The sequence below is a fragment of the Dyadobacter tibetensis Y620-1 genome (assembly GCF_000566685.1).
Taxonomy (GTDB): domain Bacteria; phylum Bacteroidota; class Bacteroidia; order Cytophagales; family Spirosomataceae; genus Dyadobacter; species Dyadobacter tibetensis.
This window is the reverse complement of sequence record NZ_AZQN01000003.1, coordinates 1-23,433: the sequence shown is the minus strand read 5'-3', so window position 1 is coordinate 23,433 and position 23,433 is coordinate 1. Positions and strand designations below refer to the sequence as shown.

19 protein-coding genes are annotated in these 23,433 nt (G+C 44.6%); 16 read left to right on the top strand and 3 right to left on the bottom strand.

Translation table 11 applies throughout. The features are described 5' to 3' along the window. Positions 1-496: 496 nt before the first annotated feature. Both X939_RS0107075 and X939_RS0107070 read right to left on the bottom strand, forming a co-directional pair. On the bottom strand, positions 497-1,255 hold the full coding sequence (locus tag X939_RS0107075) for a glycerophosphodiester phosphodiesterase family protein (protein WP_229236022.1): 759 nt from the start codon (positions 1,253-1,255) through the stop codon (positions 497-499). 581 nt (positions 1,256-1,836) lie between these two features. Continuing rightward, a complete protein-coding gene (locus X939_RS0107070; RefSeq protein WP_025762563.1) occupies positions 1,837-2,754 on the bottom strand; it encodes a PfkB family carbohydrate kinase in 918 nt (305 codons plus the stop codon). A gap of 282 nt (positions 2,755-3,036) precedes the next feature. On the opposite strand from X939_RS0107070, the gene cysS reads away from it, so the two are divergent. The 11 genes from cysS (at position 3,037) to X939_RS22135 (ending at position 15,823) form a co-directional block, all read left to right on the top strand. After that, a complete protein-coding gene (gene cysS / locus X939_RS0107065; protein WP_025762562.1) occupies positions 3,037-4,539 on the top strand; it encodes a cysteine--tRNA ligase in 1,503 nt (500 codons plus the stop codon). Positions 4,540-4,544: 5 nt separating this feature from the next. After that, entirely contained in the window at positions 4,545-5,069 is a 525-nt protein-coding gene (locus X939_RS0107060; protein ID WP_025762561.1) for a DUF192 domain-containing protein, read from the top strand. Further along, positions 5,053-6,078 carry a M28 family peptidase gene (locus X939_RS0107055; RefSeq protein ID WP_025762560.1) on the top strand — a complete coding sequence of 342 codons (1,026 nt, stop codon included), beginning with the start codon at positions 5,053-5,055 and terminating at the stop codon, positions 6,076-6,078. Before X939_RS0107060 ends, X939_RS0107055 begins: the two co-directional genes overlap by 17 nt. A 12-nt stretch (positions 6,079-6,090) precedes the next feature. After that, complete coding sequence (locus tag X939_RS0107050) at positions 6,091-6,315, top strand: DUF2905 domain-containing protein (RefSeq protein ID WP_025762559.1); 225 nt, start codon at positions 6,091-6,093, stop codon at positions 6,313-6,315. Between the two features lie 290 nt (positions 6,316-6,605). Continuing rightward, the gene (glpK, locus tag X939_RS0107045; protein WP_025762558.1) at positions 6,606-8,105 is read left to right on the top strand and encodes a glycerol kinase GlpK; all 1,500 of its coding nucleotides are present in this window, start codon (positions 6,606-6,608) and stop codon (positions 8,103-8,105) included. Positions 8,106-8,237: 132 nt separating this feature from the next. Continuing rightward, entirely contained in the window at positions 8,238-9,059 is an 822-nt protein-coding gene (locus X939_RS0107040) for a 3'-5' exonuclease (RefSeq protein ID WP_025762557.1), read from the top strand. Positions 9,060-9,206: 147 nt separating this feature from the next. After that, positions 9,207-9,560 (top strand): NADH-quinone oxidoreductase subunit NuoK, encoded by a 354-nt coding sequence (gene nuoK, locus X939_RS0107035; RefSeq protein WP_025762556.1) that lies wholly within the window; start codon positions 9,207-9,209, stop codon positions 9,558-9,560. Between the two features lie 103 nt (positions 9,561-9,663). Further along, positions 9,664-11,580: an NADH-quinone oxidoreductase subunit L gene (gene nuoL, locus X939_RS0107030; RefSeq protein WP_025762555.1), complete on the top strand. Its 1,917-nt coding sequence runs from the start codon at positions 9,664-9,666 to the stop codon at positions 11,578-11,580. Between the two features lie 48 nt (positions 11,581-11,628). After that, a complete protein-coding gene (locus tag X939_RS0107025) occupies positions 11,629-13,074 on the top strand; it encodes a complex I subunit 4 family protein (RefSeq protein WP_025762554.1) in 1,446 nt (481 codons plus the stop codon). A 50-nt stretch (positions 13,075-13,124) separates the two neighbouring features. Next, positions 13,125-14,522 carry an NADH-quinone oxidoreductase subunit N gene (locus X939_RS0107020; RefSeq protein WP_025762553.1) on the top strand — a complete coding sequence of 466 codons (1,398 nt, stop codon included), beginning with the start codon at positions 13,125-13,127 and terminating at the stop codon, positions 14,520-14,522. Positions 14,523-14,671: 149 nt separating this feature from the next. Continuing rightward, positions 14,672-15,823: a UDP-N-acetylglucosamine 4,6-dehydratase family protein gene (locus X939_RS22135; protein WP_025762552.1), complete on the top strand. Its 1,152-nt coding sequence runs from the start codon at positions 14,672-14,674 to the stop codon at positions 15,821-15,823. Positions 15,824-15,903: 80 nt separating this feature from the next. Here X939_RS22135 and X939_RS0107010 read toward each other — a convergent pair whose 3' ends face one another. Continuing rightward, a complete protein-coding gene (locus X939_RS0107010) occupies positions 15,904-16,689 on the bottom strand; it encodes an L-fucose dehydrogenase (protein WP_025762551.1) in 786 nt (261 codons plus the stop codon). Positions 16,690-17,101: 412 nt separating this feature from the next. Here X939_RS0107010 and X939_RS0107005 point away from each other — a divergent pair, with 412 nt between their 5' ends. From X939_RS0107005 to X939_RS0106985, 5 genes are all read left to right on the top strand, one after another. Then, positions 17,102-17,875 (top strand): alpha/beta fold hydrolase, encoded by a 774-nt coding sequence (locus tag X939_RS0107005; protein ID WP_025762550.1) that lies wholly within the window; start codon positions 17,102-17,104, stop codon positions 17,873-17,875. Between the two features lie 112 nt (positions 17,876-17,987). Next, positions 17,988-18,653 (top strand): CBS domain-containing protein, encoded by a 666-nt coding sequence (locus X939_RS0107000; RefSeq protein WP_025762549.1) that lies wholly within the window; start codon positions 17,988-17,990, stop codon positions 18,651-18,653. A gap of 109 nt (positions 18,654-18,762) precedes the next feature. Beyond that, positions 18,763-19,638, top strand: coding sequence for an NAD kinase (locus tag X939_RS0106995; protein WP_025762548.1), 876 nt, complete (start codon positions 18,763-18,765; stop codon positions 19,636-19,638). 69 nt (positions 19,639-19,707) lie between these two features. Next, positions 19,708-20,718: a dipeptide epimerase gene (locus X939_RS0106990; protein ID WP_025762547.1), complete on the top strand. Its 1,011-nt coding sequence runs from the start codon at positions 19,708-19,710 to the stop codon at positions 20,716-20,718. A gap of 7 nt (positions 20,719-20,725) precedes the next feature. Further along, complete coding sequence (locus X939_RS0106985) at positions 20,726-21,835, top strand: PLP-dependent aminotransferase family protein (protein ID WP_025762546.1); 1,110 nt, start codon at positions 20,726-20,728, stop codon at positions 21,833-21,835. Positions 21,836-23,433 lie beyond the last annotated feature (1,598 nt).

Genomic DNA, 23,433 nt, shown 5'->3' with positions numbered 1-23,433 from the left:
TTAACAACGCAATGAGGGAGTTGGGATATGTTTTCGACCTCCAAAACATAACTGGGCTTCGGTTTCACGGCAACGTCGTTATTAAATCACTAACAACGACAGGAATCTTGAGAGGAAATGTAAAATACTTCGAACTCAGTAACAACTCAATTCCTGGAAATTCTTATTACGTAGCTAATGGACTCGTTCCTGCACTTTTTCTCAGAAACACAGATAACGCGTACGGCAGAATATCCGACAATATGATCTATTAATATCCTATATCTACCACGACGGGAGCTCATAATGGGAACGGAACAGGCTAATACAGAGAACATATTAGCATTTCCAACAACATAGGTGTAACAAATAATAAAACTTATGTGTTTACAAACTCAGAAGCTTTTCAGTTTAATTAAGGGCTAAAAATTTGTCAGTTAGCTATATAAATAAGGAGCAAGCGACAGCCCAACCTGTCGAATAGAAAGAGTATCAGAATAACTAAATTCCCTAGATCCTACCGTTTTTCTAAATAATGAACAAGTTTTTCGGGATGATCGGTTTGTAGACCATCCACGCCCAATGCGAGGGCCGGCTGCCAGGAAGCTTCGTTTTCCTCCTTTTGCTGTACATCTAGCCATACTTGCAGCCCTTTTTGATGGGCAAAGGCCAGAAGCTGGGGATCACGGATATTGTCGAAAACTTTGATCGTCATTTGACTTAAAAACTTTTCGAATTCGACTACCGTCTGTACATTCTCCGGAAGACTGGTCATTAAGGGAACCTCGGGGGCGATATGGCGCCATGCGTCATACTGCTCCGCCTTATTGAGGTATACGACCACCTGTTTTTCCATTCCAGCGGCCCGAATCTGCCTCCAGGTCTGGGCCACATCGGCATCTTTAAAATCAAGATACAGATTAATTTTGCCCTTGCAGGCAGCTAAAATCGCTTCGAAATCCGGAACTCGGTGCGGTCGTTTGTTTTTATTAAATACCCGTAAGGTCTGGATTTCACTCCAGCTCATTTGCTTTACACTTCCCTTGCCATTGGTGGTACGGTCTACGGTGCCATCGTGCATGGCCACCAGATGACCGTCCTTGGTAGTTCGCAAATCCACCTCCACGTAGTCTGCTCCGGCTTGTATGGCGGCTTTGGTAGATGCAACCGTATTCTCGGGTTGTTTTAGGTGGTTGCCCCTATGAGCAATCACCAGAGGAGTATGCCGGGACATTGGCAGGAAAGCCTGAGCAGCCACATCAGAAATGTACGTCAAAGAAATCAGTAAAAGGTATAATAAAGCAGAATGGGACATCAAATATATATGGTTGGTTGCAATCTTAAATTATACCCTTGCCACCTAAGAAAAGGCTATTTCCTGAGAGGTCATTGGAGGATAAACCTGTAAGTGATACCCTAAGAAACAACTATCCAATGCTTCAGAATGTGTATCAGAAGGACTATGCAATCCTCGAAAGTGGAGAAGTCATTAATAGTAACCTAGTCGTGACGGGAAATGGATTTGTAGTAAATAAATAAGGAAAAACATTCCAGTTCAGGGCAAGTGTCACATGGATCAATCAGTGCGTGAGATAGCTCGTCGTAGGGTATTAAACGAACTTACTTCCCTGGCCTTCGACAGGCCTTTAGACAGAGACAACACTGAGCCTTCGACAAGCTCAGGTTGACATACCTCTTTGGGAGCCTTCGACAAGCTCAGGCTGACAAGGGACATGCTCAAAACTAACAGCGATAGGGGTCATAACAAACAATGTGCTCGGGCCAGCCCTTTTATCAACAAGAAAGCGAACCAGAGTGACTCTAGTTCGCTTTCTTGTTGATTAGTAAAACCTAGGCTTAAACGATTTCGAAGCTGGATAGATTTACAAACTGCTGAACACGTTCTTTAATTTCTTCCTGAGTTAGGTTGATAAGTCTTTCTGTTCCGAATTTTTCAACACAGAAAGAAGCCATGGCCGAGCCATAAATGATGGCACGCTTCATGTTATCGAATGAGATATCGTCGGTGCTGGCAAGATAGCCTATAAAACCTCCTGCGAAGGAGTCGCCTGCACCTGTTGGATCAAAGACTTCTTCCAATGGTAGCGCTGGTGCAAAGAAGATACGATCGGCCTGGAACAAGAGGGCCCCATGCTCACCTTTTTTTATTATGAGGGTCTGAGGACCCATCGCCATAATCACTTTAGCAGCCTTGCGCAGGGAATATTCTCCGGAAAGTTGGCGAGCCTCTTCGTCGTTGATGGTTAAAACATCCACCAGTTTCAATACCGCCTTCAGGTCGTCCATGGCAATGTCCATCCACAGATTCATGGTATCGAGCATGACCAGCTTAGGACGCTTAGCCATGCGCTCAATAACGAGTTTCTGAGTAGCAGGAACTGTGTTGCCCAGCATCAGATATTCTGTAGTTTGATACGACTCGGGAATGGTGGGGTCGAAATGCTCCATCACATTTAGCTGCGTCTCCAGGGTGTCCCGGGTATTCATATCTTCGTGGTAACGTCCAGACCAAAAGAACGTTTTCCCGTCGGCTACGATCTCTAAACCTTCGGTGTCCACACCGTGATCTTCAAGCAAGCCAATCATTTCCTTAGGGAAATCGCCACCTACAACGGCAACCAGATTATTCCCTTTGGTAAAATAAGAGGCAGATAGTGTGATGTAAGTTGCAGCTCCGCCAATAATCTTGTCTGTTTTGCCAAAAGGCGTTTCCAGGGCGTCAAATGCAACGGACCCAACTGTCAATAGACTCATATGGTTATAATATTAATGTGTAGATTGTTCTGTAATAGTAATCTGCGAAGATAATGAAAACCATATAATTGCTGATTTATTAAGTGGATTATAAATGAGAGTACCAATCAATCCTGTCTTATTTGCTATTTTTGTCCTGAAACCAGTTTTCTCCTACTTTGGATAGCTGCTCTCCCTCGTGAGCGCCGGAGAGTTTTGGAATCAAAAAGAAACTAAAGAAGCTTGTAAAGGCGTTTCAAAGCCTGTACACATTTTAATACCAATAGAAATTAGGACAACCAAATGGCCGAAACCAACACCCAGCCGCTAAAAATATTCAATACCCTTACGCGTAAGAAAGAACTTTTTGAGCCTATCGCTGCCCCCTATGTAGGCATGTATGTTTGCGGGCCTACCGTGTACAATAACGCTCATTTGGGAAATATCCGCACTTTTATGTCCTTCGACATACTTTATCGATACCTGCAGCATATCGGGTACAAGGTCCGCTATGTCCGCAATATCACCGATGTGGGCCATTTAGTGGGTGATGGAGACGTTGGAGAGGACAAAATTGGCCGAATGGCCAAACTAGAAAAACTGGAGCCTATGGAGATAGTCCAGCGTTATACTAACGATTTTCATGAGGTTACTGCCTTGTTTAATCTACTTCCTCCCAGCATAGAGCCTACGGCAACCGGACATTTGATAGAGCAGATAGAGGCCGTAACGGCCTTGATTGAAAAGGGCTTGGCCTACGAGTCGAATGGATCGGTATATTTTGATATTACAAAATACAATGAAGGTGGACAGGACTATGGCAAGCTTTCCGGTCGCATATTAGAAGATCTTCTGAACGAAACCCGGGAGCTCGATGGCCAGTCCGAAAAGCGCAATCCTTTGGATTTCGCATTATGGAAAAAGGCCAGTCCAGAGCATATCATGCAATGGGACTCCCCCTGGAGTCGCGGCTTTCCGGGCTGGCATTTGGAATGTACCTGCATGAGTACCAAATACCTAGGAAAGCAATTCGACATACATGGGGGTGGCATGGACCTGAAATTCCCTCATCATGAATGCGAAATTGCTCAGGCTAAGGGACTGACTGGCCAGGATCCGGTGCGCTACTGGATGCACACGAATATGTTGACCGTTAATGGGCAAAAAATGTCTAAGTCCCTTAATAACTCCTTCCTGCCAGCCGAGCTAGTAGCCGGGAGCCACCCCCTGCTCGACCAGCCTTATAGTCCTATGACCGTACGCTTTTTTATGATGCAGAGCCAATACCGAAGCACCCTGGACTTCTCTAATGACGCCCTAAAAGCAGCGACAAAAGGTTATAAAAGATTGGCCAACGGAATGAGAACCGCCCGTATGCTGGCCTATAATGCCGACGAGGCTATAGCCCTTGATGAGAAAAAAATAGCAGATATAGAGAAGACCATTGCGGGATTTTACTCGGCAATGAATGATGACCTAAATACCTCTGTTGCAATTGGGCACCTTTTCAATTTATTGAAATATGTGAATATGCTGGGCTTAGGACAACTTAATGCCGCTGCCTTAGGGGAGGCTACCTTTCAAGATCTGATTGCCCATTTCACAATATTTTCTGAAAATATACTGGGCCTCAAAGAAGAAAAGTCGGAAGGAGATGCCGTCCTAGAGGGCATGCTCAACTTATATCGGGAATACAAGCTCGTTCGAAACTACGAGAAGGTCGACGAAATAAGGGCCTATTTCAAAAAGCAGGGGCTGGTAATACGAGATACTAAGGAAAAGATTGACTGGGCTTACGAGGAATAGATTTTATGAGAAACCGCCCTGTTATTTTTGCCAGAATTCTACTCCTGATCGTCGTACTAGCGGGGTTGGCTTATATAGCTGTACCATTTATCAACCCTTCCTTTCACAACGATTCGGCCCGTTTGCCCCATGCGGAAAGCGCGGCGTCTGGTCCTACCTTTAAAAAGCAAGGGGATTTATGGTTTTTAAAGAATGGTCAGAAATTAAAACGTATCGATATAGAGTTTGCGGCTACTGCGGAGGCACGAAACCTGGGATTGATGTATCGCACTTCACTCCCCGACTCGGCTGGTATGCTATTCGTTTATGAAGAAGCCGCTCCAAGGGTATTTTGGATGAAAAACACTTATATTCCTCTGGATATTATCTATGTGGGTGCGAATAAAAAAATCGTATCTATATCCAAAAATACGAGTCCGCATTCCGAAGAAAATATAGCTTCTGAAGCTGCGGCACAGTTTGTAGTAGAAGTTAACGCCGGATTTACAACAAATCACCAAATAGAAGTAGGAGATGTCATTTCATTTTAAAATCATAAAAACCGGGATCCTTGGGGGCATATTCTCGGCCCTGACATTATTTCAAAGCTGTCAGAACCATAACAGCTCGGAACAGACCAGTACGCAAGAGGCAATCCTGGTGCAGGCCCCTAATTTTGATAGCGATTCGGCCTATCACTTTGTACAACGGCAGGTGGACTTCGGACCCAGGGTTCCTAACACGGCCGCCCATGTTGCTTGTGGCAATTATCTGGCAGAAAAATTACGATCATATGGTTTGGAAGTTACTGAACAAAAGTTTAGCCCTACCACCTACGATGGCACCAAACTAAAGGCACGGAATATCATAGGCAGCTTCAATCCGAAAGCTAGCAAACGCATATTATTGGCGGCTCATTGGGATTCACGCCCCTATGCCGATGAAGATTCGGTAGCTACCAAAAAACCAGTGCCCGCTGCCAATGATGGAGCCAGTGGTGTAGGAGTACTTTTGGAGGTGGCCCGGGTGTTGGCAGCTCAGCCATCAAAACCTGAAATCGGTGTAGACATCATATTTTTTGATGCTGAAGACTGGGGGAACTCTCAGGAAGCCAGCGACGAATATGGTGGCTTTTGCTTAGGCTCACAATATTGGGCTTCGAATCTACACCAGCCGGGATATACTGCATTCTTTGGGGTCTTGCTGGACATGGTAGGAGCAAAAGGTGCTACATTTCAGAAAGAAGGATACTCCATGCAACTGGCCGGAGAAGTGGTGAAATCAGTATGGAATACTGCCGGTCAACTCGGATACAGCAATTATTTTATCGATCACCGGGGCCCTGCCATTACCGATGACCATTTACCGGTAAACAGGGTTGCTAAAATACCGATGATCGACATCATTCACACCCGACAAAATAACCCTGCTCATACGTTTTTCGATGAGTGGCATACCACTCAGGACACGATGGAGCAGATCGATCCAAAAACTTTAAAAGCAGTAGGCCAAACACTTATTCAAGTCCTCTACCAGGAAGCTGAGCCCGCAGTACTCTAAACAACCTTAAAGATGTCTCAACATACGGCAAGGTACCTCATGATTCTGGGTCTGCTTCTTCTGATAGCAGGAGCTATTTTCTATTTTTGGGGCAATAAATTCTCCTGGTTAGGACGCCTACCAGGAGATATCAGGATAGAACGAGAGGGTTTTAAACTGTATATCCCGCTTGCTACCATGTTGCTATTAAGCGCCCTATTAAACTTCGTACTCTGGCTTATAAGGAAAGTGCTCTAAGCGGGAAGCTATAGGCAATGAGCCCTGGCATTTTCTTGCAAAGCAACACCCACTACCCTTGGCTATCTTCGTCCTCCCTATAATCAGAAAGAAGAAGGTAATGGAAATTACGGTTCAAACGCGCTCTTCACTAGCATGTACCGACAAAAGTTAGGGATACACAGCCAATAGTCAACTGCTGATAACCTTCTAGTCCTCAAAAAAGACGATGAGCCGCTTCCAATTTGTTGTATCGGATAATATTCTTTTATTTACTGCAAAATTAAATAAAAGCTATCCATAATACCATTATGTCAAAATATATAGCGGCCATAGACCAGGGGACCACCAGCACCCGTTGCATTCTTTTTAACCACCAAGGTACCATCGTGTCGGTAGGCCAGAAGGAGCATCGGCAAATTTATCCCAAGGCTGGCTGGGTGGAACATAATCCCGATGAGATTTGGAAAAACACCTTGGAGGTTATGGCACTGGCCCGAATTAATGTATCGGCCACAGCAGCCGATATTGCCGCCATCGGCATCACCAATCAGCGAGAAACCACAGTAGTTTGGAATAGAAAGACAGGCAAACCCTATTATAATGCGTTGGTCTGGCAGGATACGCGTACAGCCGCTTATGTCACTCAATACGAAAAAGAAGGTCGTCTCAATGATTTCAGAAATATTACGGGATTACCCATATCCACCTACTTTAGCAGTTTGAAGCTAAAATGGTTGTTAGAAAATGTCGACGGGCTCAGAGCTGCAGCGGAAAGAGGTGAGGCTATTTTTGGCAATATGGACACTTTTTTAATCTGGCACCTCACGGGAGGGCCACAAGGAGGAATTCATGTTACGGATGTTAGCAATGCCAGCCGTACCCAATTGATGGATTTGCGAACCCTAGCCTGGGACGCTACCATGCTGGCAGAGTTTGACATCCCTCAATCCATGCTTCCTTCCATTAAAAGTAGCAGCGAAATTTACGGCTATGTGCATAATGAAGTGTTGCCCGGCGTGCCAGTAGCCGGCGATCTGGGCGACCAACACGCCGCTTTGGTGGGTCAAATCTGCTTCGAGCCGGGTATGGCCAAAAATACGTATGGTACGGGCTGCTTCCTGGTAATGAATACGGGCAATGAAATTAAAATGTCGGAGAACGGACTTTTAACGACTCTGGCCTACAAATTTGGCGATCAACCCGCTCAATATGCCTTGGAAGGGAGTGTTGCGGTAACAGGGGCACTCGTTCAATGGCTCAGAGACAATCTGGGTATAATAGAAAAAAGCAGCGATATAGAGTCCCTGGCCAAAACGGTAGAGGATAATGGAGGAGCATATTTTGTACCGGCCTTTTCGGGACTGTATGCACCCTATTGGCGCAATGACGCCCGGGGAGTAATAGCAGGTCTCACACGCTATGTCAACAAGGGACATATTGCCAGGGCGGTGCTTGAAGCCTCAGCATATCAGACCGCCGATGTCGTGCAGGCCATGCAGCAGGACTCGGGTATTCCATTGGCTTCTTTGCGGGTAGATGGGGGGATGGTAGCCAATGAACTTCTGATGCAATTCCAGGCTGACATTCTCAATAAGCAGGTAGTTACCCCTGCCATCGCCGAAACCACCGCTCTGGGCGCTGCCTATGCAGCGGGACTGGCTGTTGGCTATTGGAAAAATATGGAAGAGCTTAAGCAAAACTGGGCGATAGCACATACCTGGAACCCTAGTATGGACGATCCTACCCGCAAGGAACTCTACAGGGGATGGAAAAAGGCCGTTACCAAGTCTTTCGATTGGGTCGACTAGGATCCAGGAGGCATAGTTATATAGATTTCAAGGACTTTTTTACCGGAAATGTCTCTTGGAATCTATATAAACTATCTGCTGATTTGCTCTGTCTGCCCGTATACCGTAACTTCGCCGCCATAAACAATTCCTATGAGTGATCTTACGCATACCCTTCGGCTGAAAAAACCACTGGCCATATTTGACCTGGAAACCACAGGTGTAAACATCGTACGCGATCGTATTGTGGAAATTTCCGTGGTAAAAGCCTTGCCCAATGGTACAACAGAGATAAAAACAAGGCGGATTAATCCAGAAATGCCCATTCCTCTGGAAAGCAGCCTTATTCATGGTATCTACGACGAAGATGTCAAAGATGCTCCTACCTTCAAGTCTATCGCTAAAAATCTGGCCTCCTTTTTAGAGGGCTGCGATTTGGGTGGTTTCAACAGCAACCGCTTCGACATCCCCCTTCTGGTAGAAGAATTTTTACGTGTAGGCGTTGATTTTGACATGAAAAATCGCCGTGCTATCGATACTCAGAGGATATTTCATATGATGGAGCCCCGCAATTTGGGGGCAGCCTACAAGTTTTACTGTGGCAAAACATTGGAAAATGCCCATAGTGCTGAGGCCGATACCATTGCTACCTTTGAGGTGTTACAAGGACAAATCGCTAAATATGAAGGGGTGCAAGTCGTAGATGAAGACGGAAACGTTACCGAACCCATTCAGAATGATATGGCTGTCTTACATGCCTTGACTGCCTCCAATCAGATAGATTTTGCTGGTAGAATGATTTTCAATCAGAAAGGAGAGGAAATTTTTAATTTTGGTAAACATAAGGACAAGCCCGTTTTAGAAGTGCTTCAAAAAGAGCCTTCATTCTATGACTGGATGATGAAATCGGAATTTCCTTTGGATACCAAGCGAAAACTAACCGAAATAAAATTGCGTGCTTTGACCCAACGCTGAGGGGTTAAAGGATTTTAACTTGGTACAAACTCGATTTTATATCTATTTTTGTCCTCAAGATCGAAAAGCGCCCGCCGGAAGCAGATTTCCGGGTGAAATAAAATATTTGAATCGTACAAACAGAGTATCCAACCAGGCAAATTTTCTATGTTCCCGAATCCAAGTCTTCCAGAGGTCATCATACCGGAGGTTATTCAAAGCATTCCACTACAAAGCTACCTGCTACTGGCAACTTTACTCTTTGTAATTGGCATTATTGGGGTCCTTACCAGAAAGAATGCCATCGTCATATTTATGTCGATAGAACTTATGCTAAACGCTGCCAATCTTTTGCTGGTAGCCTTTTCAACCTATCGCTCCGACCCTTCCGGGCAGGTTTTCGTTTTCTTTATTATGGCTGTGGCCGCAGCGGAAGTGGCCGTTGGACTGGCTATTATCGTAATGATATATAGAAATACCCGGAACACAGATACAAGTTTCTTGAATAAATTGAAATGGTAATACAGGCCACTGAGCTCGTATTAGCCCTTTCATACCTAATGAAATAATTTGAAACAAACCTGAAACGTACCGATCCACAGGTCTTTTAGCATCATAGATAAACATGTCCGCATCATTATTCTTTCTGATTCCCCTCTTACCTCTCCTCGGTTTCTTAATCAACGGGATGGGTTTCCCCCATATTCCTAAGAGTCTGGCCGGAATATTGGGCACGCTGACCGCCGTAGGGAGCTTCCTGCTCTCTTTATTCGCCTTCAATGCTTTTGTGGCCGAAGGTAGTCAACCGATGGTATATCATCTGTTTGACTGGATTAGCGTAGGCACTCTCAACATTCCTTTTGCCTTCCAGGTTGACCAGCTTTCCCTGCTCATGTTACTTATCATCACGGGTGTGGGTTCGCTCATTCATATATATTCCATGGGGTATATGCATGATGACGCAGGCTTTGGAAAGTTTTTTGCTTACCTCAACCTCTTTTTGTTTTTCATGCTGTTGCTCGTTATGGGCTCCAATTATGTCATAATGTTCATAGGCTGGGAAGGAGTAGGGTTATGCTCGTATTTGCTGATCGGATTTTGGAACAAAAATAACAGTTATAATGATGCGGCTCGTAAGGCCTTTATCATGAACAGAGTGGGTGATCTGGGCTTTTTGCTCGGAATCTTTACCATTATCGCCACCTTCGGGACCGTGGAATACACCGAAGTATTCCGTCAGGCCACCGGATTTCAGGTAGGTGACCCTATCATGGTCACCATCACCCTGCTACTTTTTGTAGGAGCAATGGGTAAGTCGGCTCAGATTCCCTTGTATACCTGGCTACCCGATGCCATGGCAGGCCCTACACCTGTATCAGCCTTGATTCACGCCGCAACCATGGTCACAGCCGGTATCTATATGGTAATTCGGTCCAACGTGTTGTATTCCCTGTCTCCAGGCACACTCGAAATTGTGGGCATCATCGGAGCAGCAACCGCCTTATTTGCCGCTTCTATAGGACTTTTGCAAAATGACATCAAAAAAGTATTGGCCTACTCTACGGTAAGTCAACTTGGTTATATGTTTATGGGGCTTGGCGCTATGGCCTACTCTGCCTCTATGTTCCATGTAATCACCCATGCCTTCTTCAAAGCCTTATTATTCCTGGGTGCAGGAAGTGTCATTCATGCAATGTCCAATGAGCAAGATATACGTGCCATGGGAGGGCTTCGCAAGAAATTGCCTATTACATTTCTTACCTTCCTCATCGCCACCATCGCCATCTCAGGAATTCCACCTTTCGCTGGTTTCTTTTCGAAAGATGAGATTCTGGCCCATGTCTTTGAGCATAACAAACTCCTGTGGGTTCTGGGCGTTCTGGGCTCACTGATGACCTCATTCTATATGTTCCGTCTCTTGTTTCTTACCTTCTTTGGAACGTTCAGGGGTACTCAAGAGCAGGCGCATCACCTACACGAATCACCAGCTAGCATGACCATTCCATTGATAATTCTGGCCGTGCTTTCTGCCCTGGGTGGTTTTATTGGAGTTCCGGAAGCCCTTCATGGATCCCATCAGCTTGCTGCCTTTATGAGCCCACTATACGATGCCTCCCGACTGGTTAACCCGACAGCATTCCTGCCTACTGCCCTGTCGCATTCGGAGGAATATCTGCTCATGGGTGTCTCTGTAGCTGTGGCCCTTATTTCTGCCGCTACGGCATATGTTATGTATGTCAGCAAAAATAATGTTCCAGAGCCAGAAACTGTCGAGAAATCGGGCCTTCAAAAATTGGTCTATAACAAATATTATATCGACGAACTCTATGACGCTGTTTTTGTAAAACCCATCAAAGCCCTCTCCAACCTTCTTTATAATTTCGGCGAATTCCTGATCGATCTTGTGGTCAATGGATCTGTGAAACTGATAGGTATGGGATCGGCACTCTTAAAAAAGACGCAGACTGGCTCAGTGGGCGATTATGTGTTCGCCATGGTACTGGGCATTGTAGCCTTATTATTCTGGAAGCTTTTACTTTGATTTTAACCCATCGCTCTTCATCATTTTGTTGACCGTACTCTTGAAAATATGTTGACTCTATTACTGATACTCTTACCATTAGCCGCCGGAATCATCACCTTGCTGTCGGGTGCTCAGCTGGCCAAAAAGGTGGCCCTCGTCAGCGGACTCGCCGTATTGGCCCTCGCCGTTTATGTATGGCTCCAATTCGATCCCAGCTCGGGCACTCAATTTTCGTATCGGTACAACTGGCTGATGAATGGAAGCATCCTATTTGCCGGAGGCATGGATGGTATTAGCCTCGTATTAGTACTACTAACCACCTTCCTTACGCCCCTAATCATTTTATCGGCATTCAATCATGAATATAAGAATAGCTCTACTTTCTATGCGCTGATTCTCTTTATGGAATCGGCCCTGGTAGGGGTCTTCACTGCGACGGATGCATTTCTTTTCTACCTCTTTTTTGAGGCAGCTTTGATTCCTGTATACTTCTTAGCAGCAGTATGGGGGGGTGAACACCGGCTAAAAGTGACCCTTAAGTTCTTTATCTATACAATTTTTGGTAGTCTGTTTATGTTCGTGGCTCTGGTATACCTTTATTTCCAGACACCGGGTGAGCACTCTTCTGCCATTAGCGCCCTATATGCCCTGGACCTTAGTCCTCAAGCACAGGGCTTTATCTTCTGGGCATTTTTCATTGCTTTTGCCATTAAAATGCCTCTTTTCCCCTTCCATACCTGGCAACCTGACACCTATACAGAATCGCCCACACCAGCAACCATGCTTCTTTCAGGTATTATGCTCAAAATGGGGGTTTATGGTCTAATACGGTTATTGCTGCCCATCGTTCCTTTGGGGATGGATGAATGGGGCTTGCTGGCAATGGTACTTTCTGTGATCGGAATCATTTACGGATCTATTATTGCCATCCAGCAAAGTGATATGAAGCGACTGATTGCTTACTCCTCCTTTGCTCACGTTGGTCTTATGGCCGCCGGGGTATTTTCCGTATCGGCAAACGGGCTCCAAGGGGCCCTAATCCAAATGCTGGCCCATGGAATCAATGTCGTTGGATTATTTTTTATTATCGATATCATCTATCTCCGCACCAAAACCCGCTATCTGGATCAGTTAGGAGGTATCAGCCAGTCATCGCCCAAATTAAGCATCATGTTTATGATACTTTTATTGGGGAGTGTTGCCCTACCCCTTACCAATGGTTTTGTAGGAGAGTTCCTTTTACTTTCCAGTGTCTTTCAATACGACAACTGGATCGGTGCTGTTGCAGGGCTTACCATCATCCTGGGATCGGTATATATGTTGCGACTCTTTCAAAAGGCTATGTTCGGACCTAAATCCAAATGGGCGGAAGACTTTTACGACCTTACCTTAAATGAAAAAGCCGTACTCCTTCCTTTAGTGATCATGGTATTCTGGATAGGTATCTTCCCTAATACATTTTTGAAAATTACCGAGCCAGCAGTGAACCAGCTCCTTACTTTAGTGAAGTAAAACGAGTGCTGTTGTATTTATAAAAAATGATAAAACGATAAATAATAAATATGTATCCCATTATCCTGTTATCAGTCCTTGGAGTTGTAACATTATTTTTAGGTTTTTCAAAATCCAAAAATGTGCTGTTGCCGTCCACACTGATGTTCCTTATCATTGCGCTTATAGGTAATTTCCTAGAATGGAACCAAGGCCCGTTACTGTACTTCTACGACATGCTACGGGTAGATAATTTATCTCTGGCCTTCAATGGAATTGTACTCGCTTCTGCTTTTATGATCGTTGCCATTTCGGGAGGCTTCCAGAACGATGCCGACTCCGAGCCCGCAGAATATTATGCACTAATGCTCCTATCTCTGGTGGGTGCCATTATGATGATTGGCTTCCAACATATGATTATGCTCTTTATAGGTGTAGAAATCCTTTCGATTGCCATGTATGTGCTTACCGGTAGCAATAAAAGAAATTTACGTTCTAATGAGGCGGCTTTAAAGTACCTTTTGATGGGGGCCTTTGCTACGGGCTTTATGCTTTTCGGAATCACGCTGATCTATGGAGCTACAGGTTCGTTTAACCTCACCCAAATACAGGCATATGTCACCACTGCCAATGTCGCAGCTCCTTCCTACCTATTATATGCCGGACTACTTCTGCTATTAATTGGTATGCTGTTTAAGGTATCAGCAGCACCTTTTCATTTCTGGACGCCGGACGTCTACGAAGGTGCCCCAACTATCTTTACGGCCTATATGTCGACGATCGTGAAAACGGCTGGCTTTGCTGCCTTATACCGACTGCTGGATCATACCTTTGCCGGAGCCTATAGTTACTGGTGGATTGTGTTAGCAATCGTTGCCGTTCTTACACTCATTGTAGGAAATATAGGTGCAGCTGGGCAAAGCAGCTTTAAGCGAATGATGGCTTATTCTGGGATAAGTCATGCCGGCTATCTCTTGATTGCCGTAACGGCTATCTCTCAGCCTTCACAAAGTGCTATCGTTTTCTATTCCATAGCCTACTCTCTGGCTACCATTTGTGCCTTCGCCGTACTCCTTCTGGTTTCTCGCGAAAAAGCCAACAATCAGCAACTTGGCGAAGATTACGATGCATTCAATGGCTTGGCAAAGAAAAATCCCTTACTGGCGTTCGTTATGACGGTTTCCATGCTTTCATTAGCTGGTATCCCTTTGACCGCCGGCTTTTGGGGGAAATTTATGATTTTTAGCAGCGCTGCCGATCGTGGTATTATATGGATCACCATCATCGCTATTCTGATGTCTACCGTAGGTATTTACTACTACTTCCGGGTGATCCTGGCATCCTACCTCAAAGAGGGTGACCTTACAGAGATCCGGGTAGCTCCCATATTTAAGGCGGTCATGGTTTTTGCTACCGTTCTAACCATTTTATTTGGTCTGGTACCAGGCATATTCGAGGGATTAATTTAACAGTATTTTTTTAACCATCAACGAAAAAAGCCCTCAGCATCCTGTGGGCTTTTTTCGTTGATGCCCTGCTCTAACCCTCCATTTTCTTATTTGAATCTATATAATTTTTAACTAAATTACATAGCACATAATAACTAAATAGGTAAGATATGAAAACTTTCAGGAAGGAGCCCACCCATTATTGTCCTCAACAATTATGGGACGATTTCGATCTGGAAGCTCTCCTCAACCGTCCTACAGCCAGACTTAGCCCTGAAAAATTACCTACTCATATCCGAGGGCAATGTGTGCTGCTTACGGGTGCAGCGGGCTCAATAGGCAGTGAACTAGCTTTGCAGCTAATACGCATGCAACCTAAACATCTCTATCTTCTAGATCAGTCCGAATCAGGACTTTACTATCTGGATTTACGTATAAAACAATTAGAGTCCCGCTGTAATTATGGTTTGTTGGTAGCCAATATTTGCGACACCTTGCGAATGGAAGGTATTTTTGAACACATAAAACCTGAAATGGTTTTTCATGCTGCCGCATACAAACATGTTCCATTGATGGAAGAGCATCCCTACGAAGCAATCCAGACGAATGTAATGGGAACTAAAATCCTTGCTGACTTGAGTATCCAATATGATGTTACAGATTTTCTTTTCGTATCGACTGACAAGGCCGTCAACCCCGCCAATGTGATGGGAGCAACCAAAAAATATGCAGAACAATACCTTCAAGCCTTGCAGGCCACCTATAGCCATAAAACCAGGTTTATTATAACCAGATTTGGCAATGTCATGGGCTCCGTAGGGTCCGTGATACCGCTATTTCTAAAACAAATTAAGGAAGGGGGGCCTATCACCATTACCCATCCGGATATGTATCGCTATTTCATGACCATTCCCGAAGCCTGTCAGTTGGTGCTGGAATCTAGCGCTATGGCAGAGGCTGGACAAATTTATATGTTCGATATGGGAATGCCCGTAAGTATCCTTCGCATAGCTCAACAAATGATATTGCAGACTGGCTTAGAACTTGAAAAAGACATCCAGATCAAATACACCGGCTTAAGACCGGGTGAAAAATTATGGGAGGAGCTGCTAAATCCATATGAAACATCGGTAACGACAGTTCATCCAAAGATAATGACAGTTCATCAACGGGGAGCCTGTGTGTTAGTTGATACTGTATCTATCGAAACCCTCATCAATCTGGCAGCTCATCATCAGACTAAAGCGGTTCTGGAGATGCTCGAACAACAGGTGCAGGGCTTTCACGCTTATCATCCTCCAGCAGTATCCCCGCCTGACTAGCATCGCAACAATTAATGCCAGTCTTCGCAGAAAGTAGGTATTCCGGAAAATCTGGCATTATCAAAAAACAACTTAAAGACCTAGTCGGTGATGGCCCGGTCAAGATGTACATATCCCCCATCTACATGAATTAATTGCCCTGTAGTATGGCTGGAACGCGGAGATAAAAGAAAAGCAGCCATATTAGCGATCTCTTCTTCCGTAGTCATCCGTGATTCTAATGGGATCTTTGAAACAATGGATGCTAGCTTTTCTTCTGGATTGGGCAGTGTTTTAATCCATTTGTCATACAGGGGTGTATAGCACTCGGCCACGATGATGGCATTTACCCGGATGCTATAAGGTAATAACTCAACAGCCCATTCGCGGGTAAGGGCGTTGCGCCCCCCATTGGCAGCTGCATAGGCAGAAGTCCCCCCCTGGCCAGTTTCCGCCGTCTTAGATCCTATATTGAGAATGGCTCCTTTCGACTTCTTAAGTTCGGGCAGAGCATGATGAACTATAAGGTAATAATGAATAAGGTTGCTATGTAAGCTCTGTACAAAGCGCTCGTATGAACCATTCTCTAATCCTACACCGTCATTGACACCTGCATTATTGACTACTGCATCTATACGTCCGAAATGATCCACGATCTGGGCCACTACCTGCTGGCAGGCTTCGGGCTGCGATAATTCTCCCACAAACTGATGGGCACGATAGCCTTTAGCTACAATTTCTTCAACGGCCAGATTATTATCATTTTCATTCCTTCCTATAATAACTGGAATAGCTCCTTCGGCGGCCAGGACATCACATATGCCCCGTCCTATCCCTTTGGCTCCGCCCGTAACAATAACAACCTTGTCCTTCAGTTCTAAATCCATATACTTATCGTTTCTTTATTTGACGCTTTGGAAATTTTCTATTCTCTATTCTTCCAAAGTTCTATTTTTTTTAAATCCTTTTAAAAAAATACTTTCGTAAATTAAAGCCTGGTAGGTCCCTGTTTTACCTTCTATTTATAACTTTGATCAGGATAGAGCTGACTACCATTACCGGATAATAATTGCACCATTCTATGTTAATTGCGTTCTAAACAGTAATTTAATATAATATTTACAAGAAAATAATATTGAGGAATTGTCCTTAATGCTTTATAAAAAACAAAATTTTAACTAGTTTTGTCTACCAACCGAAATCTACACTAGATTCTTTGATGAGTGATATTGAATTAAAATTGAGCTCAATGGATATTTTAGTCATGTTTTCGTTTACATGTTAACCTCATTGAAGAGAATGAAATATTCAGTACATGCCGAGGGCAGGTTTCGATATATCGACGAAGGAAAAGGGGATACTCTCCTATTGTTGCATGGGTTATTTGGTGCCCTCAGCAACTGGGACGGCATCATAGAGCATTTTTCTAATCAATATCGGGTTCTGATCCCTGTATTACCGATTTATGAATTACCTCCTCGCGAGGCGGGTCTGGAGGCCCTTTTGCAATACCTAGAAGAATTTATAGCCCAAAAAGAACTGACTAACCTCACTGTGGTGGGAAATTCCTTAGGTGGCCATGTAGGTTTGCTCTATACACTTAAGAACCAAAGTAATGTGGTACGTCTGGTACTGACAGGAAGCTCTGGGCTGTTTGAAAATTCTATGGGTGGATCCTTCCCGAAGCGTGGCAGCTATGAGTATATCAAAGAAAGAGTGGCGTATACGTTTTACGATCCTGCAGTAGCCACTAAGGATCTGATCGATGAGGTTTTTGAAACGACCTCAAGCATACCAAAATGTATGAGCATCGTGGGCATAGCCAAATCGGCCCAACGCCATAATCTGGCTAAGGATCTGCATCAAATACAGGTACCCACTCTTTTGGTATGGGGACTTAATGATACCATTACGCCTCCGCATGTAGGTTACGAATTTAATCGACTCATTGCTGGCTCCGAGCTGCATTTTATTGATAAATGTTGCCACGCTCCCATGATGGAACACCCCGATCAGTTTAATCTGATTCTTGAGAATTTTCTCGAAAAAACAATAGCAATGAATTCCTTATAGATATAATTAGAGCCTCCGGGCTCTTTTTTCGCTTCATTACTGTTCTATACTTAAGAAAATTTGACTCTTATTCATTTTTTTTCATAGATTAGGACAAACAAGAGCGAAAGATATGATTGCCAACACACTCATTAACCCCATCATCCCCACCTTGAAACCTTCAGACCCTATCAATATGGCGCTGGAGTGGATGGATGATTTTGGGATAAAACAACTGGTGGTGGTAGAGGATCATACCTTCAAAGGAATTGTCTCAGAAGTCCTCCTTTTCGACGCCAGCGATACCTCCCTACCTATTTCCAGCATCGTACTGCAGCATCATGACGTATTCGCGGCGGAAGATCAGCATGTTTATGAGCTATTGAGCATGATGCAGGAATTTGGCCTCCGCGTCATTCCCGTTTTAGCATACGACCGGCAGTTTGTAGGTTGCATATCCCGTGACGACCTGGTTACAAATTTTGTGGCCATGCTTGGCATTAAAGAAAAGGGCGCTATTATTGTATTGAAAGTCGCTGAATTAGATTACTCGTTGACGGAAGTAAGCCGACTGGTAGAATCCAATGGCACCAAAATCTTAAGCAGCATGTACAATACGGGGGATCCGTTAAATCCAAATCCTCTGCTGACCCTGAAGCTAAACAAGACCGAGATCAATCCCGTAATTGCTACTCTGGAACGTTTTGGCTATGAAATCGTGGAGGCTCACGCCAACGACCCCATTAAAAATATGGATCAGGAGCGTCTAGACCTGCTACTGCGCTATCTGGCAACATAAAAATCCGCCCAACGCGACAGGAGCTCTCTCAAAATGATGTGCCGTATTTTTGAAAAGTAATTTTTGACCGTATCTTTCGGGCCAAACCAACTCACCTAGATTTTCATTTATGAAAATTGCTATACACGGCCGAAATTTTAACGATTCCGCACGCCCTTTTATTGAAAACATGTTTTCTGAATTGGCCAAGCGAAATATTGAAATACAGCTATCCAATACCTTTCGCGAATTTTTGGATAAAACTGGTGTTGCTCACCAGACCGAATTGGTATACCATAGCCCCAAAGAGTTGTTCGACCCCAGACTAGTGGTAAGCATGGGCGGAGATGGTACACTTTTGGAAACAATCTCCCATATAGGTCCCAAACAGATACCTACAATAGGTATCAATGTTGGACGATTGGGCTTTCTAGCAACCGTTCCCCCCGAACGCATCTCCGATATGATTACTGCGTTGGAAGCCGGGCAATTCAAAATTGACGAAAGATCCCTGGTCAGTGTGGAATCTAATGTGGATATGTTCAATGGTCTTAACTTCGGACTGAATGACTTTACCATTACCAAGACAGATACCTCTTCGATGATTACCGTGCACACGTATCTCAATGAAGAATTTTTGAATTCGTATTGGGCCGATGGACTTATCGTCTCTACCCCTACCGGTTCGACGGGCTACTCCCTAAGCTGCGGAGGCCCAGTGCTGGTCCCTCACTCTCAAAGTTTTATTATTACGCCTATCAGCCCACATAACCTGAACGTAAGGCCTCTGGTGGTAGAAGATAATGCGGTAATACGTTGCGAAGTAAAGAGTCGAAGTAGCAACTTCCTAGTCTCCCTCGATGCGCGCTCGTTCATCGCCGATGAACATACCCAAATTACAGTCAGAAAAGCCGATTTTTCGGCCCGATTGATAAAAATGCTGGACGATAGCTTCCTGAATACCCTTCGAAATAAATTGTCCTGGGGGTTGGATATGAGAAATTAATTACGGCAAAATTATTGTATACTTGTCATGGTAAAGAGCGTTTCTGATATCAACAAATATGTATAATCCATGCAAGTCCTATTTCATCCCATAGACCTTCCCTTAAAACATACCTTTACAATCGCCCACGATTCCCGGGATATGCAGCGTACCTTAATAGTCGAGCTTCGGGATGGTGACATCCAGGGCTTCGGCGAGGCGACGGCGAATCCTTATTATGGTATCACGATCGACAATATGATCGAAGCCCTTACGGGGGTTACCGATATGATTGAATCAGGAAACTTCGATAGTGCTGAATCTTTGTATAAGCTCGTAAACCCCAATCTTACCCACAATTCTTTTGCTCAATGTGCCTTAGACGAAGCGGCTCATGATTTTTTTGCAAAGAAAAATGGACTAAAACTCTACCAAAGCTGGGGGCTTTCTATCGATAACAACCCCTTGACTAACTATACCATTGGTATAGACAGTGTAGAGAAAATGGTAGCCAAAATGAAGGAACTGCCATGGCCTATCTACAAAATAAAGCTGGGAACTGCCGATGACCTGAGAATTGTCCGGGAACTTCGTGCCAGCACCGACTCTATCTTCCGGGTAGACGCCAACTGTGCCTGGAGTGCGGAGCAAACTTTACAATTCGCCCCTGAGCTTAAAAAATTAGGGGTAGAGTTTATTGAACAACCCTTAGCGGCAGACGATATAGCAGGAATGCGCAAGATACACGGCCAATGTGCCCTTCCCATCATCGCTGACGAGAGTTGCATTTTGGAAACAGATGTAAAGGCTTGTCACGGATTATTTGATGGAGTAAATATTAAGCTTACCAAATGTGGGGGGCTTACCCCTGCCCGAAGAATGATAGCAGAAGCCCGATCTTTGGGAATGAAGACCATGGTGGGGTGTATGACGGAGTCTAGCGTGGGTATTTCCGCCATCGCACATCTCCTGCCGCTACTCGATTATGTAGATATGGATGGCTCCTTATTGATCGCTAATGATCCAGCCACAGGCGTTACCTTCGACTACGGTAAGATAATGTATGCCGAGGAGAATGGAACTGGGGTCCGGATGAAATAAAATAGCTATGATTTTTCAAACCAATCATCTGCCAGGAAGAAATGTAACGCTTGAAGATGGAAGCACTTGCCTTTGGTTTGGTGGTACCGATTACCTTGGGCTTGGCCAGGATCCCTTCTTTCTATCCAAGCTTCAGGAGGGCATGCAGACCTTTGGAACCCATTATGGTAGCTCGCGACAGGGAAGCTTGAGAATAAAGATATATGAAGAGGCCGAAAGTGCACTGGCTCTGTTCGCCCAGGCTCCCGCCTCCCTTACCCTATCATCGGGCATGCTAGCTGGTCAGCTCGTTCAGCGGGAAATAACAGACCTTGCCAGAGCTGCAGCCAACGACAAGGCAGGTTGTTTGCCTGTCCGTTATCATTATGCCCCTGCAGTTCACCCTTCCCTATGGGGCGCTGAGTATCTTCCCTGTACTCAAGAATGGAACCATTGGGCTCAAAGTACTATTCGAAAAATAGATGAAGATTCAGAGATGATTCATCTTATTTTTACCGATACCATTCGCTCACCTTGGGTTGAATCGTTTGACTTTAGCCTCTTTGAGGGGCTACCATATAACTCCCGTATATGGCTCATCGCCGACGACTCCCACGGTTTAGGCGTTTTAGGAGACAATGGAGGTGGCGTATACCGGAGACTGAAACAACATTTTTGCAATAATTTAATTGTAATAGGATCATTAAACAAGGCACTAGGAATCCCTGCAGGGGTTATATGGGCCTCAGAATCCTCTGTAGCCAGGCTACGCCAGAGTCCTTGGTTTGTAGGCGCGTCTCCCGCCCTGCCCGCCTATCTTTTTGCCCTCATTTCACTTCTTAAACAAGGGCATTTTAACAATTGTCTGATGTCGCTTCGAAATAATATAAATTACTTTAACAAGCTCTTCCAACCTGATACCTTGTTCTGCCACCTGGCCGACTATCCTGTATATTGCAGCATTCATACTGCCCTATTTGATTATCTTTTGCAATACCAGATTATGGGTACCTGCTTTTCTTACCCTAATCCACACGATCCCCCCGCCCTTCGATTGGTAATATCTTCCCAACACCTTCCCGAAGATCTTGAAAAACTAGCTTTCTATTGTCAGGCCTATGAAATAGAATGTTTATAATCCATATATTTTATGACCTAGGTACTATCACATTAAGCTTTAACTTTTAACCTTTAACTTTCAAACTTTAACGCTTTAGGCTGTAGGCAATAGGCGCTAGGCTTTAAGCCCCGCACTTATAACCGCCTGGCGAACCGGCTTTAACCTTTAACGCTTTAGCTTTTTAACCTTTAACTTTTAACTTTTACGCTTTAGGTTGTAGGCGTTAGGCATTAGGCGTTAAGCCCAGCGATTTTAACCGCCTGGCGAACCGGCTTTAACCTTTAACGCTTTAGCTTTTTAACCTTTAACTTTTAACTTTTACGCTTTAGGTTGTAGGCGTTAGGCATTAGGCGTTAAGCCCAGCGATTTTAACCGCCTGGCGAACCGGCTTTAACCTTTAACGCTTTAGCTTTTTAACCTTTAACTTTTAACTTTTACGCTTTAGGTTGTAGGCGTTAGGCATTAGGCGTTAAGCCCAGCGATTTTAACCGCCTGGCGAACCGGCTTTAACCTTTAACGCTTTAGCTTTTTAACCTTTAACTTTTAACTTTTACGCTTTAGGTTGTAGGCGTTAGGCATTAGGCGTTAAGCCCAGCGATTTTAACCGCCTGGCGAACCGGCTTTAACCTTTAACGCTTTAGCTTTTTAACCTTTAACTTTTAACTTTTACGCTTTAGGTTGTAGGCGTTAGGCATTAGGCGTTAAGCCCAGCGATTTTAACCGCCTGGCGAACCGGCTTTAACCTTTAACGCTTTAGCTTTTTAACCTTTAACTTTTAACTTTTACGCTTTAGGTTGTAGGCGTTAGGCATTAGGCGTTAAGCCCAGCGATTTTAACCGCCTGGCGAACCGGCTTTAACCTTTAACGCTTTAGCTTTTTAACCTTTAACTTTTAACTTTTACGCTTTAGGTTGTAGGCGTTAGGTTTTTTTTGCTACTAAGATACCACCCCTAACGGGGCGGAAATAATGAAAGGATAGCGATTTAGGGTGTAGGCAGTAGGTTATAGGCTGTAGGTGTTAGGCGTTAGGCCCAGCGATTTTAACCGCCCGGCGAACCGGCTTTAACCTTTAACCTTTAGGTTATAGGCGTTAGGTTGTAGGCGTTAGGCGTTAGACCCAGCCCATTTAATCGCCCGACGGACCGGCTTTAACCTTTAACGCTTTAGCTTTTTAACCTTTAACTTTAACGCTTTAGCTAATTCCCATAATCGGCAATAATGACAGCATCTCGAAGCCTACGGCCCAGGGCCGACCGACGATAACCCAAGCCGTTTATGATAACTAAGATGTCACCCCGATGGGGCTCTAATGTCAACCGGTCATTTTTTTTTGCTACTAAGATACCACCCCTAACGGGGCGGAAATAATGAAAGGATGGCGATTTAGGCTGTAGGTTGTTGGCGTTAGGCTGTAGGCGTTAGGCAATAGGCTTTGACGCTTTAGCTAATCCCTATCTCCTAACTCCTTTAACCTATTGAGACAATAGGCCCAGCACTTTTAACCGCCCGGCGAACCGGCTTTAACCTTTAACTTTTAACTTTTACGCTTTAGGCTTTAGGCAATAGGCGTTAGGCGTTAAGCCCCGCGCTTTTAACCGCCCGGCGAACCGGCTTTA

Excerpts from the sequence above, each read along its gene's own strand:
- X939_RS0107070 (WP_025762563.1), bottom strand. The coding sequence starts at position 2,754 with ATGAGTCTATTGACAGTTGGGTCCGTTGCATTTGACGCCCTGGAAACG.
- cysS (WP_025762562.1), top strand. The coding sequence starts at position 3,037 with ATGGCCGAAACCAACACCCAGCCGCTAAAAATATTCAATACCCTTACG.
- X939_RS0107060 (WP_025762561.1), top strand. The coding sequence starts at position 4,545 with ATGAGAAACCGCCCTGTTATTTTTGCCAGAATTCTACTCCTGATCGTC.
- X939_RS0107055 (WP_025762560.1), top strand. The coding sequence starts at position 5,053 with ATGTCATTTCATTTTAAAATCATAAAAACCGGGATCCTTGGGGGCATA.
- X939_RS0107050 (WP_025762559.1), top strand. The coding sequence starts at position 6,091 with ATGTCTCAACATACGGCAAGGTACCTCATGATTCTGGGTCTGCTTCTT.
- glpK (WP_025762558.1), top strand. The coding sequence starts at position 6,606 with ATGTCAAAATATATAGCGGCCATAGACCAGGGGACCACCAGCACCCGT.
- X939_RS0107040 (WP_025762557.1), top strand. The coding sequence starts at position 8,238 with ATGAGTGATCTTACGCATACCCTTCGGCTGAAAAAACCACTGGCCATA.
- nuoK (WP_025762556.1), top strand. The coding sequence starts at position 9,207 with ATGTTCCCGAATCCAAGTCTTCCAGAGGTCATCATACCGGAGGTTATT.
- nuoL (WP_025762555.1), top strand. The coding sequence starts at position 9,664 with ATGTCCGCATCATTATTCTTTCTGATTCCCCTCTTACCTCTCCTCGGT.
- X939_RS0107025 (WP_025762554.1), top strand. The coding sequence starts at position 11,629 with ATGTTGACTCTATTACTGATACTCTTACCATTAGCCGCCGGAATCATC.
- X939_RS0107020 (WP_025762553.1), top strand. The coding sequence starts at position 13,125 with ATGTATCCCATTATCCTGTTATCAGTCCTTGGAGTTGTAACATTATTT.
- X939_RS22135 (WP_025762552.1), top strand. The coding sequence starts at position 14,672 with ATGAAAACTTTCAGGAAGGAGCCCACCCATTATTGTCCTCAACAATTA.
- X939_RS0107010 (WP_025762551.1), bottom strand. The coding sequence starts at position 16,689 with ATGGATTTAGAACTGAAGGACAAGGTTGTTATTGTTACGGGCGGAGCC.
- X939_RS0107005 (WP_025762550.1), top strand. The coding sequence starts at position 17,102 with ATGAAATATTCAGTACATGCCGAGGGCAGGTTTCGATATATCGACGAA.
- X939_RS0107000 (WP_025762549.1), top strand. The coding sequence starts at position 17,988 with ATGATTGCCAACACACTCATTAACCCCATCATCCCCACCTTGAAACCT.
- X939_RS0106995 (WP_025762548.1), top strand. The coding sequence starts at position 18,763 with ATGAAAATTGCTATACACGGCCGAAATTTTAACGATTCCGCACGCCCT.
- X939_RS0106990 (WP_025762547.1), top strand. The coding sequence starts at position 19,708 with ATGCAAGTCCTATTTCATCCCATAGACCTTCCCTTAAAACATACCTTT.
- X939_RS0106985 (WP_025762546.1), top strand. The coding sequence starts at position 20,726 with ATGATTTTTCAAACCAATCATCTGCCAGGAAGAAATGTAACGCTTGAA.